The 12377-nt window shown below is 72.4% G+C and carries 9 protein-coding genes; 1 reads left to right on the top strand and 8 read right to left on the bottom strand.

Going from position 1 to position 12377, the window contains the following annotated elements:
* Positions 1 to 10: 10 nt before the first annotated feature.
* The gene (locus ABCQ75_RS06005; RefSeq protein WP_345883892.1) at positions 11 to 1474 is read right to left on the bottom strand and encodes an FAD-dependent oxidoreductase; all 1464 of its coding nucleotides are present in this window, start codon (positions 1472 to 1474) and stop codon (positions 11 to 13) included.
* Between the two features lie 48 nt (positions 1475 to 1522).
* Positions 1523 to 2767: a uroporphyrinogen-III C-methyltransferase gene (cobA, locus tag ABCQ75_RS06000; protein ID WP_345883890.1), complete on the bottom strand. Its 1245-nt coding sequence runs from the start codon at positions 2765 to 2767 to the stop codon at positions 1523 to 1525.
* Positions 2768 to 3104: 337 nt separating this feature from the next.
* On the opposite strand from cobA, the gene ABCQ75_RS05995 reads away from it, so the two are divergent.
* On the top strand, positions 3105 to 4757 hold the full coding sequence (locus tag ABCQ75_RS05995; RefSeq protein ID WP_345883888.1) for a hypothetical protein: 1653 nt from the start codon (positions 3105 to 3107) through the stop codon (positions 4755 to 4757).
* A 108-nt stretch (positions 4758 to 4865) separates the two neighbouring features.
* Here the strand turns inward: ABCQ75_RS05995 and ABCQ75_RS05990 are convergent, their stop codons facing one another.
* From ABCQ75_RS05990 to mmuM, 6 genes are all read right to left on the bottom strand, one after another.
* Positions 4866 to 5846, bottom strand: coding sequence for a PLP-dependent cysteine synthase family protein (locus ABCQ75_RS05990; RefSeq protein ID WP_345883886.1), 981 nt, complete (start codon positions 5844 to 5846; stop codon positions 4866 to 4868).
* Positions 5847 to 5947: 101 nt separating this feature from the next.
* On the bottom strand, positions 5948 to 6841 hold the full coding sequence (locus ABCQ75_RS05985; protein WP_427916061.1) for an ABC transporter permease: 894 nt from the start codon (positions 6839 to 6841) through the stop codon (positions 5948 to 5950).
* 22 nt (positions 6842 to 6863) lie between these two features.
* Positions 6864 to 7589: an ABC transporter ATP-binding protein gene (locus tag ABCQ75_RS05980; protein ID WP_345883881.1), complete on the bottom strand. Its 726-nt coding sequence runs from the start codon at positions 7587 to 7589 to the stop codon at positions 6864 to 6866.
* The gene (locus ABCQ75_RS05975; protein ID WP_345883879.1) at positions 7586 to 8716 is read right to left on the bottom strand and encodes an ABC transporter substrate-binding protein; all 1131 of its coding nucleotides are present in this window, start codon (positions 8714 to 8716) and stop codon (positions 7586 to 7588) included. Before ABCQ75_RS05975 ends, ABCQ75_RS05980 begins: the two co-directional genes overlap by 4 nt.
* Positions 8717 to 8975: 259 nt before the next feature.
* A complete protein-coding gene (gene katG / locus ABCQ75_RS05970; protein ID WP_345883877.1) occupies positions 8976 to 11216 on the bottom strand; it encodes a catalase/peroxidase HPI in 2241 nt (746 codons plus the stop codon).
* Positions 11217 to 11306: 90 nt separating this feature from the next.
* The gene (gene mmuM / locus ABCQ75_RS05965; RefSeq protein ID WP_345883875.1) at positions 11307 to 12263 is read right to left on the bottom strand and encodes a homocysteine S-methyltransferase; all 957 of its coding nucleotides are present in this window, start codon (positions 12261 to 12263) and stop codon (positions 11307 to 11309) included.
* Between the last annotated feature and the right edge of the window lie 114 nt (positions 12264 to 12377).

Genomic DNA, 12377 nt, shown 5'->3' with positions numbered 1-12377 from the left:
CCTCGGCGGGTCAGCCGGGGATCGGGGCGCCCTTCGAGATCGCGACCATCTCCTCGCGGGCAACGACCTTGACGCGCTCGCGAGCAACCTCGCCCTTGTGCGTCACGGCGGGCTCGGCGGCGGCGCCGAGGGCCTTCTCGTGGGCGTCGAGGGCGATCCAGCCCTCCCACGTCGTGTAGTCCACGCCGCGGGCGGCGAGCAGCTCGGTCACGGCGGACTCGGCGGGCTCGGCGGCGAAGGGCAGGTCCTCGCGCGCGTCGAGCAGGTGGTTGATGGTCTCGAGGGCGTCGCCCTTCGTGTGGCCGATGAGGCCCACCGGGCCGCGCTTGATCCACCCCGTCGCGTAGAGGCCCGGCACGAAGGCGCCGTCGGCGTCGAGGACGCGGCCGCCGTCGTTCGGGATGACGCCGCGGCGGTGGTCGAACTCGACGTCCGGCAGGGCCGAGCCGAAGTAGCCGATCGCGCGGTAGACGGCCTGGACGGGGTAGTCGGTGAACTCGCCCGTGCCGCGGACGTTGCCCGTGCCGTCGAGCTCCTGGCGCTCGAACCGGATGCCGGCCACCTTCCCCGGAGTCTCCGGCGAGTCGGTGATCTCGACCGGGCTCTGCAGGAAGTGCAGGTGCAGGCGGCGGGACGCGGTCAGCTCGGAGACGTCGTCGGGCTGCTCTGCGATCCAGTTCGTCAGGGTGCCGACCATGGTCTTGACCTGGTTGTTGGTCTGGATCTCGCGGTCGGAGGCCTCGTCGAACTCGAAGTCCTCGGGGTAGAGGACGATGTCGACGTCGTGGGAGTGCGAGAGCTCGCGCAGCTCGAGCGGGGTGAACTTCACCTGCGCGGGGCCGCGGCGGCCGAACACGTGCACGTCGGTGACCGGGGACTCCTTGAGGATCCGGTACACGTTGTCCGGGATCTCGGTCACGAGCAGCTCGTCGGCGTGCTTCGAGAGGACGCGCGCGACGTCGAGGGCCACGTTGCCGTTGCCGATCACCGCGATCTCCTTGGCCTCGAGCGGCCACTCCCGCGGCACGTCCGGGTGGCCGTCGTACCAGGACACGAAGTCGGCCGCGCCGAAGGAGCCCTCGAGCTCGACACCGGGGATGTTCAGGTCCGCGTCCTTGATGGCGCCGGTGGCGAAGATGACGGCGTCGTAGTGCTTCCGCAGGTCCTCGATGCCCAGGTCCGTGCCGTAGTCGACGTTGCCGAAGAAGCGGATGTCGCCGCGGTCCAGGACCTTGTGCAGGGCGTTGACGATGCCCTTGATGCGCGGGTGGTCCGGCGCGACGCCGTAGCGGATGAGGCCGTACGGGGCCGGGTAGCGGTCGAAGAGGTCGATGCTCAGGGTGAGTTCGCCCGAGGCGACGGGGGCGCTCTTGGTCAGGAGGTCCGCGGCGTACACGCCGGCGGGGCCGGAGCCGACGACGGCGACCCGCAGCGGGCGCTGCTGGAGCGGCTGGGCGAGAGGGGTGTTCGACACGGCTGTGTTCCTTCTGTTGGTTCGCGGGAGTCCGGGGGCGCCGGGCTGTCAGGGGGCGGTGCGCGAGGCCAGGGGCTCCGGGAAGAGCGCGCGGGCGTAGGGGCTCACGCGCACCACGTCGCCGATCACGATGACGGCGGGGTTCGCGACGCCGACCGCGCGCGCACAGTCAACGATGGTACCGAGGGTCGCGATCGTGACGCGCTGCTCGGGGGTCCATCCGCGCTCGACGACGGCCACGGGCGTCTCGGCATCCAGCCCCCGCGAGCGCAGCGCGGCGACGGAGTCGGCGAGCCGGCGCACGCCCATGAGCAGCACGATGGTGTGGTCGCGGCGGGCGGGCAGCTCCATGAGCTCGTCGTGTCCGGTCGCGACGCTGAACCCGGTCGCGAGGCCGCGGTGCGTGACCGGGATCCCCGCGGCGGCGGGAACGGAGACGGCGCTCGTGACGCCGGGGACGACCTCGACGTCGACGCCGTGTTCACGGCAGAACTCGGCCTCCTCGCCGCCGCGGCCCAGCACGTAGGGGTCGCCGCCCTTGAGGCGCACGACGACGTTGCCAGCCTTCGCCTCCTGGACGAGGATCGCGTTGATCTCGTCCTGGGTGGCCTGGTGGGCGCCGGGTGCCTTGCCGACCTCGATGACGCGGACGCTCTCCCCGAGCTCCGCGAGCAGATCCCGAGGGCCGAGGCGGTCGGCGACGACGACGTCGGCCTCCGCGAGGAGCTGGCGTCCGCGGACCGTGATGAGGCCGGTGTCGCCGGGGCCTCCGCCCACGAGTGCGACCCGGCCGGGGCGCCGTTCAGCGTCCTTGCGGTGGCGGCGCAGCGGGAGCCTGCCGGTGCGCAGGGCGAGCGCGATGGCGTCCTTGAGGGCCTTGGCCCGGCGGGGGTCTCCCCCGGCGTTGACGGCCACCGTGACGTCGTCCACCCGGACGGTCGCAGGCGTCCAGGCAGCGGAGGCCTCGTGGTCAGCGGCGTTGACGCACCAGATGCGCCGCTCCTCGGCCTCGGCGGCCACGCGCATGTCCACGGCAGGGACGCCCGTGGCGGTCTGGACGAACCACACGCCCTCGAGGTCCGCCGTCTCGTAGCCGCGGGGGACGAGCGTGAGGAGGCCTGCGCTCGCAAGGCGCGCGACGTCGTCGTGCGCCTGCGGGGCCACGACCGTGACGACCGCGCCGGCGTCGAGCAGGCCCTGCGCGCGGCGCGCGGCCACGGCCCCGCCGCCGACCACGAGGGCGGGGCGGCCCAGCAGGCGCAGCGCCGTGGGATAGAGGTCCTGGAGTGCCATGGATCAACGGTAGGGCCGCGTCACAATCGCCCCCAAAGGTCCGGCAATACCCGTTCACGCAAGGTAATGGGGCGTCATGTCACGGCGGTGGGCCCGTGTCCGGCGGCCGCCCGCCTGCCGGCGCAGAAATGTCGGTGGCCGTTCCTACAATGACTCCGATCGGAATCTCCGATCGTCTCAGAGCAGTCTCAACATGGGGGAAGGGGACTCATTGTCTCTGCACGAAAGCGTCCGTCTGCGGACGCGCCCTGGCCTTCTGGCCGGGATCATCGCCACAGCCGGGAGCACGGCGTTGCTCGCCGGACTCCTGGTGGCTCCGGCAGCACAGGCGCTGCCGATGGAAGCAGGCAGTATCGCGGAGGTGGCGCCCACCGCTCCGGAGAATGCCACCCTTCCGGTGGAAGGTGACGCCGTCGTCGGTGCCGTCTTCACCGGGATCGTCTGGAGCACCGCGGTGTCCGGGCGGCCCGCTGTCGGCGAAGACCTCTCGGTCAGCAGCCCGCAGTGGGCAGAGTCTGCCACGCAGGGAACCGTGGACTACCAGTGGTTCCGCGGGACCGCGGCCATCGCCTCCGCCACGGTGCCGGACTACACGGTCACGCCGGCCGACGTCGGGCAGAAGCTGTGGGCCATGGTGACCCTCTCCGCGCCGGGCTTCACCACGGTGGAGCTCAGCTCCGTCCAGATCACGGGTGTGGCCGGGACGTTTGCGGCCGCGCCGGTGCCGACCGTCACCGGCACGGCCCGTGTGGGCCAGGTCCAGACGGCGAACGCCGGCACATGGGTTCCCGGCGGCGCGGCGCTGACCTACCAGTGGTACCGCGGGACTGCCGCCATCACCGGCGCTGTCGGCCGCACGTACACGGCCTCCGCGGCCGACTTCGGGAAGGCGCTCAAGGTCCGGGTCCGGGCCACCAAGGCTGGCTTCCTCCCGGTCAACCGGTTCTCGGCCGCCCGCACCATCGCGGCCGGGACCATCGTTGCCACCAGGCCCCTGACCGTTGCCGGGACCCACCGGTACGGCCAGACCGTGCGGGTGTCCCAGGGCTGGCCCGCGGGTACGGCCGTCAGGTACCAGTGGTACCGCAACGGTGTCGCGGTCAAGGGCGCCACGGGCTCGGCGCTGTTCCTCAACCCCGCCTACATCGGCCGACGGGTGAACGTGAAGGTCACCGTTTCCAAGCCCGGCTACGCTACGCGGTCTGTCACCACCAGGGCGGCCACGGTCGGCAGGGCGCTCATCACGCTCAAGACGGCCCCGAGGATCACCGGCGGAACCTCGCGGGGCTCTGTCCTCACCGCCAGCGTGGGCACGTACTCCCCCGCGCCGTCGGCCTACGCCTACCAGTGGTACCGCAACGGCGCCGCGATCTCGGGCGCCCGGTACCGCACGTACAAGGTCACGGCGGCGGACAACGGGAAGTCCCTCACCGTCCGCGTCTGGGCCAGCCGGAGCTGCTCGGAGACGCGCGTCTCCCTGAGTCCGGCGTTCAGGCTGCCGGTCTGGGCGGTGACGGTCCTCCGGGGCGACGGCACCTACCGGGTCGGAACGCACATCAAGCCGGGGCTGTACAAGTCCGCTGGAGGGTCCTTCTGCTACTGGGCACGGCTCAGCGGGTTCTCGGGGAGGTTCAGCGACATCCGGGCGAACGAAATCGCCTCCGGAGTGACCTATGTGCAGATCCTTCCCGGCGATGTCGGCTTCGAGACCGACGGCTGCGGGGCGTGGACCACTGTCCCGTCCACTGGGGCAAGGGCCACCCGCATCACCAAGGACGGGACCTACAGGGTGGGGATCGACATCCTGCCGGGAACGTACTACGGATACGCGTCGGGCTACTCCTGCTACTGGGCCACCCTGACTGGGTTCACGGGAAGCCTCAACAACATCTATGCCAATGACCTCCCCTCCGGGTGGTTCGCGGTGACCATCCCGCCGACGGCCAAGGGCTTCGAGGTCCACGGCTGCGGGACGCTGACCCGCGGCTGACCCTTCGGTGGCCAGGAAGCCCGACGGCGATCATCGCCGTCGGGCTTCCTTTCCTTGCGGCGGTGGACGTCTCTGCGTACTGGGACGCGCGGGAGGACGGCGCCGCTGCTACCCCGCGGGAGGAGGCGCAGGAGCCGGGCCCGGCGCGTAGAGCGGGGTGCTCAGGTAGCGCAGGCCCGAATCGCAGATGACAGTGACCACCGTCGCGTCGGGCCCCAGCTGCTCGGCGAGCCGCAGGGCGGCCACGACGTTCCCGCCGGAGGAGGTGCCGGCGAAGATGCCCTCCTCGCGGGCGAGGCGGCGGGCCATGGCCATGGCCTCCTGCGAGGGAACGGCCTCGAACCCGTCCACTTGGTCCGGTTCCCACAGAGGCGGGATGAAGCCGATGCCGATGCCCTCGATGTGGTGCGAGCCGGTGACTCCCCCGGAGAGGACGGCGGATTCCGCCGGCTCGACAGCGATGATGCGCACGTCCGGCCGGTGGGCCCGGAGCGCCCGGCCCACGCCGTGGATCGAGTGCGCCGTGCCGACCGAGTGGACGAAGGCGTCCACGCGCCCTCCGGCCTGCTCCCAGATCTCCTCGCCGAGCGGGAGGTAGCCGGTGACGGCGTCGCGGTTGTTGAGCTGGTCGCAGGCCCAGTGCCCGGGCTGGGCGCCGACCTCGCCGGCCCTCGCGATCATGGCCTTGATGAGCTTCTCGGTGATGTTCCCCTGGTCGCTGGGCACGTCCTCCACGATCGCCCCGAAAGCCTCCATGGTGCGCCGCTTCTCCTCGCTGAACGCGTCGGAGAAGACGACGTGGAGGCCGTACCCGCGCGCCGCGCAGACGAAGGCCAAGGAGATGCCGGTGGTCCCGGCCGTGTACTCGACGACGGTGCTGCCGGGACGCAGGTCGCCGCGCGCCTCCGCTCCGAGGATCGCGGCGGCCGCCATGCGGTCCTTCATGCTTCCCGTGGGATTGGCGAACTCGAGCTTGACCAGGATACGGGCCGATGCCGGTGGCACGACCCGCATGAGCTGGACGAGCGGCGTCCCGCCGATGCCAGCGAGGATGCCCTCGCCTGTCCGCCCCTGCAGCTGCCCGTCCATGGCCGCCTCCTCGTGCCGCCCGGCTCCAGCCGGCCCTGGTCGGCCAGCCGGATTTCACGGTACTGCGGCGGGCACGGCGGGGCCAGAGCCCGAGGGCCGCCCTAGCGCGTGCTGCCCGCGAGGAGCCCGCGGCGGGCAAGGAGGCGCCGCTCGACCGGCCCGAAGACGGCGAGCTCGATGAGGATCCCGACGCCGAGGATGATGAGGATCGCGCTCATGACGATGCCCATGTCGCTGAGCGTGCGGCCCTGGTCAAGGAGCGAGCCGAGGCCGAACCCCATGGTCCCGCCCACGGCGATGATCTCCGCGGCCATGAGCGAGCGCCACGAGAACGCCCAGCCCTGCTTGAGCCCTGCGACGTACCCGGGCAGCGATGCCGGCAGGATCACCTGCAGCGCGAGCTCGGTCCGGGAGGCCCCGAGGACCTTCGCCACGGAGCGGTACTGCGGCGGCACCTGGTCGATCCCGGAGACGAGGCCGTTGACGATCGACGGGATGGCTCCCATCAGCACGACGAAGTAGACGGTCGCGTCCGTGAGGCCGAACCAGATGATGGCCGCAGGGACCCACGCGACGGACGGGAGGACCTGGAGGCCCGAGATGAGCGGGCCGAAGGCGCGGCGCAGGGTCTTGACCTGGCCGAGGAGGAGACCGAGCGGGGTCGCGACGACGACGCTCACCGCGAAGCCGAGCAGGCCCCGCTGGAGCGAGGTCCACACCGATTCCTGGACCCGGCCCTCCTCCCACAGCTGCGCAAGGGAGGCGAGCACGTCGAACGGGCCCGGGACGAGGTCCCGCCGCTTGAGACCGAGGCTCACGTAGAGCTGCCACGCCAGGACGAGCACGACGACGGCGGCGAGCGGCAGGAGCGCGCGCGTCCAGTCGCGCCGGCGCCGGGTCGTGTCCGACTGGAGCTGGTCGAGTCCCGCCTCGAGGGCCCGCAGCTCCGCGTCGGACGACTGTGGCTGGGCGTTGCCTGGCGCCTGGGTGCTCATCGTGTCCCTCTCGAGCGTGGGATTACCGGGCATGGCGTGCGATCTCCTCGCGGAGGCGGGCGGTGACGTCCCCCGTGAGGGCGGCGGCAGCAGCGGCGTCGTTCTTCGTCTCCTCCGGCACCGCCCACTCGGCGACGACCCGGCCGGGGCGCGACGAGAGGAGCAGGACCCGCTGCCCGAGGCGCACGGCCTCGCGGACGTTGTGGGTGACGAAGACGATGGTCCGGCCCGTCTCCCGCCAGATCCGGGTGAGCTCCTCGTGGAGGAGGTCCCGCGTGATCGCGTCGAGGGCGGCGAAGGGCTCGTCCATGAGCAGGACCTGCCGGTCCTGGGACAGGGCACGGGCCAGGGCCACGCGCTGGCGCATGCCGCCCGAGAGCTCATGCGGCCGCTTGTCGCCGGCCTCGGCGAGGTGGACGAGGTCGAGGAGCTCGGTCGTGCGCGACCGGCGCTCGGCCTTGGGCACGCCGCGGAGCCTGAGGGCCAGCTCGATGTTGCCGCGTGCCGTGAGCCACGGGTACAGCGCGGCGTCCTGGAACATGAAGGCGGCGCCGTCGGCCGGGACCTCGAGGGCCCCCGAGGTGGGGCGCTCGAGGCCCGCGATGATGTTGAGCAGGGTCGACTTGCCGCAGCCCGAAGCGCCGAGGAGGGCGACGAACTCGCCCTGGGCGATGCTCGCGTTGACGCCGTCGAGGACGGGTGCCCCGTCGCCGAAGCGCTTGCCGAGGTTCTCGAGCAGCACGGTCATCGGGAGGCCTCCTCGAGCCGGTGCAGGTCCTCGAGCCAGCGCAGGTCGAACAGGCCGGTGAGGTCCGCTTCCTTCGTGACGCCGGCGGCGACGCCGTCGGCGAGGAGCTGGGGGAAGGCGCCGGGGAGCGGGTCGGTCGTGAACGTGATGTTCCCCAGGGCCCGCTTGATGACGCCGGCAGGCAGTTCAGCGCCCGATGACGCCTTGAGTGCGGCATTGATGGCGTTCGCCTTCTCCGGCTCGCTGGCCTGGTTGAGCCACGCGACCGATCCGGCGTGGCCCTTCACGAGCGCCTCGACCGTCTGCGGATGGTCCGCCGCGAACGTCCTGCTGACCACGAGGACGGTGGTGGGGAACTGCCCCGGCTTGCCCGTGAGCCTGCCGTCCCAGAGGTCCTTCTCGTCGACGAGGACCTTCGCCCCGGCCTGCAGCACGAGACGCGAGGCCCACGGCTCGGGCAGCCACGCGCCGTCGAGCTTGCCGTCCTGGAAGAGCTTGAAGGTCTGGGCGTTCTCGGTGGGGTTGATCGTCACGTCCCCGCCGCCCCCCGGTTCCGTGGCGAGCCCATGCCGGCCGAGGTAGGCCCGCAGGGCGACGTCCTGGGTGCCGCCGAGCTGCGGGGTCGCGAGGACCGTGCCCCTGAGCTGCTCCGGCGAGGCGATCCCGGGCCGGACGACGAGCTGTGCGCCGCCCGCGGCCGCGCCGGCGACGACGGCGAGCGACTCGCCGCCGCTCTTGACGAACGAGTTGATGGCGGGGTTCGGGCCCAGATAGGCCGCGTCGATCGCGCCGGCATTGAGGGCCTCGATGGCGGCCGGGCCGGCATTGAACACCTGCGTGCTGAGCGTCTCGGTGCCCGCGTCCCTGAGCGCGTCGGCGATGAGGCCGTTCTGGACCCCGACCAGGGCCGGCGCGTGGGTCACGTTGCCGAAGTAGCCGAGCCGCAGCTCGGGTGCGGGTCCCGCGGCGGCGGCGGTCGCCGTCGTGCGCTGCCCCTCCGCGAGCACTGCGGCGAGCGCAGCGCCTGCCCCGAGCAGGAGCGCGACGACGACGGCGATCCCGGTCTTCAGGGCGCGGCCCCGGCGTGGGGTCTCGTCCGCGGTGATGCGGATGGTCTGCGGGGTCATGCGCTCAAGCATGGTCCGGGCGCCGGGGCGGGTCCAAGGGTCCGGTCACGGGCGGTCACGCTGCGTCATGCGGGGTCACAGACGCACGCGCCTCCCACCCTCCGTCTCGGGTACACATAAATCGCCCCACGAGCGTCTCGGGTACACATGAACCGCCCCACGAGCGTTTCGGGTACACATGAATCGCCCCACAAGCGTCTCGGGTACAAGGAAGCCGCGGACCGGACCTGTCCGCGGCTTCCGTGAGTGGGACGGGACGCTACCGCAGGTCGAAGCGGTCCGCCTCCATGACCTTGGTCCAGGCCGCGACGAAGTCGTGGACGAACTTCTCCCGGCCGTCCTCGCTCGCGTAGACCTCGGAGAGGGCGCGGAGCTGCGAGTTGGAGCCGAAGACGAGGTCCACCGCGGTGGCCGTCCAGGACACCTCGCCCGTGGAGACGTCGCTGATCTCGTAGACGTTCTCCTCCGTCTCCGATGCCTTCCACTTGGCGCCCGGGGAGAGCAGGTTGACGAAGAAGTCATTGGTCAGGACGCCGCGGCGGTCGGTCAGGATCCCGTGCGCGGACCCGCCGGCGTTGGCGCCGAGCGCGCGCATGCCGCCCACGAGGGCCGTCATCTCGGGTGCAGAGAGCCCGAGCATGTAGGCCTTGTCCACGAGCAGCGTCTCCGGCGCGAGCTTCTCCCCCGCGCGCAGGTAGTTGCGGAACCCGTCCGCGCGCGGCTGGAGGTACCCGAAGGACTCGACGTCGGTCTGCTCCTGCGTCGCGTCGGTGCGGCCCGGGCGGAACGGCACGGTGACCTCGAAGCCCGCGTCGCGCGCGGCCTTCTCGACCGCCGCGCAGCCGCCGAGGACGATCAGGTCCGCGAGGGAGACCTTCTTCCCGCCGGCCTGGGCCGCGTTGAACTCCTGCTGGATGCCCTCGATCGTGCCCAGGACGGCGCCGAGCGCCTCGGGCCCGTTGGCCTCCCAGCTGCGCTGCGGCTCGAGGCGGATGCGGGCGCCGTTGGCACCGCCGCGGCGGTCCGTCTTCCGGAAGGTCGAGGCCGAGGCCCAGGCCGTCCCGGCGAGCTGGTCGACGGTGAGGCCCGAGTCGAGGAGCCGCGCCTTGAGGTCCGCGATGTCGGACTCGTCGACGAGCTCGTGGTCCACGGCCGGGACCGGGTCCTGCCACAGCTGGGCCTCGGGGACCCAGGGGCCGAGCATGTGCGGGCCCACGGGACCCATGTCGCGGTGCAGGAGCTTGTACCAGGCCTTCGCGAACGCGAGGGCGAACTCGTCCGGGTTCTCGAGGAAGCGGCGGGAGATCTTCTCGTACGCCGGGTCCACGCGCAGGGACAGGTCCGTGGTGAGCATAGTGGGGCGGTGCTTCTTCCCCGGGACGTGGGCGTCCGGGATGATCGCCTCGGCGTCCTTCGCGACCCACTGGTGGGCGCCCGCCGGGCTCTTGACCAGCTCCCACTCGTAGCCGAAGAGGATCTCGAAGAAGCGGTTGCTCCACTCGGTGGGCCGGTCGGTCCACGTGACCTCGAGGCCGGAGGTGATGGCGTCCGCGCCCTTGCCGCTGCCGTAGGTGCTGATCCAGCCGAGGCCCTGCGCCTCGAGGTTCGCGGCCTCGGGCTCGGGGCCCACGTGCGCGTCGGCGGGGGCGGCGCCGTGCGTCTTGCCGAACGTGTGGCCGCCGGCGATGAGCGCCACGGTCTCCTCGTCGTTCATCGCCATGCGCTTGAACGTCTCGCGGATGAACGCCGCGGCCAGAGCCGGGTCCGGGTTGCCCGCGGGGCCCTCGGGGTTGACGTAGATGAGGCCCATCTCGGTGGCGCCCACCTCGTCCGCCATTGTGCCCTCGCCGGTGTAGCGCTCGTCGCCGAGCCACGCGTCCTCGGGACCCCAGAAGATCTCCTCGGGCTCCCACACGTCCTCGCGGCCGAAGGCGAAGCCGAACGTCCTGAAGCCCATGTCCTCGAGGGCCACGTTGCCCGCGAGCACCAGGAGGTCCGCCCAGGAGACTTTCTGGCCGTACTTCTGCTTGACCGGCCACAGGAGTCGGCGCGCCTTGTCCAGGTTCGCGTTGTCCGGCCAGCTGTTCAGCGGGGCGAACCGCTGGCCGCCGTCGCCGGCGCCGCCGCGGCCGTCGTGGACCCGGTACGTGCCGGCCGCGTGCCAGCTGAGGCGGATCATGAGCCCGCCGTAGTGGCCGAAGTCCGCCGGCCACCAGTCCTGGGAGGTCCTGAGCACTTGGGCGATATCCGCCTTGAGCGCCTCGACGTCGAGCTGCTCGAAGGCGCCCCGGTAGCTGAAGTCCGCGCCGAGCGGGTTGCCGGTCACGTTGTGGTTGTGGAGCACCGAGAGGTCGAGCTGGTTGGGCCACCAGTCGGCATTGGTCCGCGGGCGGCTGGCCTTGGGCTGCGGCGCGTCGATCGCCGGGTTCTCGCTCTCGCTCCCGTGCGAGGTCACGCCGTCGTGCATGACGGGGCACTTGCCCTGCTGGTTGTCGGTCATCTGCTTCCTTCCCCCCGAGGCACGCCTCGGTCACTGGCAACCGGTTGGGTCCACCCCAGACGCTAGCAGCGGTGACGCGCTCGACGCCTGTCAGGTGTCCATCCATCGGACGGCACGGGAGAGGGCGGCGATGTCGGCCGGGGTCGTGCGGCAGCAGCCGCCCATCAGGCGCGCCCCCTGCGCAGCCCAGCCGGCCGCGCGCGAGGCGAGCAGGCCGGCGTCGTGCGCGGCCCCCGTCCAGGCCTTCCGGCCGGCGTCGTACCCCTCCCCGGCGTTCGGGTAGACGACGAGGGGCATCCGGCGAGAGGCATCGAGCGCGGCGAGCACTCCGAGCGCCTCGTCCGCGAGGCCGGGCGGGACACAGTTCACGCCGAGCGCGAGGACGCCGGGGCGGCCGGCGAGCTCGACGGCGAGCTCCCGCAGGGGCGTGCCGTCGCTCAAGTGCGCGCGGTCGCGGAGGGTGACGCTGATCCACGCCTGGGCGCCGAGCTCGGCGATCAGGTCGGCGAGCGCGCGGGCCTCATCGCCGTTCGGGATGGTCTCGCACGCGAGGACGTCCGCGCCGGCCTCGAGCAGCGCCGCGGCACGCGGGCGGTGGAAGTCGAGGTACTCGTCGCGGCTGAGCGCGTAGTTGCCGCGGTACTCCGATCCGTCGGCGAGGAACGCGCCGTACGGGCCCACCGAGCCGGCGACGAACAGCGGGGGCGCGTCCGGGTGCTCCGCCCGGTGCCCGCGGCGCGCCCGGTCGGCGAGCCGGACGCTCCCGCGCACGACGCCGAGCGCCTCCTCCTCGCCGAGCCCTCGCCGTGCGAGGCCGGGCAGCGAGGCCTGGTAGCTCGCTGTCGTCGCGACGCGCGCCCCGGCGCGGAAGTAGTCGCGGTGGACGGCGGCGATCGCCGCGGGCGCCTCGAGGAGGACCCTCGCGGACCACAGCGGGTCGGCCAGGTCGAACCCGCGGCCCTCGAGCTCGCTCGCCAGCCCGCCGTCGAGCACGAGCTTCTCTCCCGCGGCGAGGGCGGCGGCGAACTGCGGAGCTGCGCGTTCCATGCTCCGAGGCTACGCCCCGGGAGAGCGGCGCGGGGGGCGGGGGCCCCCCCCCGGGGGGGGGGGGGGGGGGGGGGGGGGGGGGCCCCCCGCGGGGGCGGGGGTCTGGACGCACCC

This window comes from Sinomonas halotolerans (assembly GCF_039615075.1).
Classification (GTDB): Bacteria; Actinomycetota; Actinomycetes; order Actinomycetales; family Micrococcaceae; genus Sinomonas; species Sinomonas halotolerans.
This window is presented reverse-complemented; position numbering and strand designations above follow the sequence as displayed.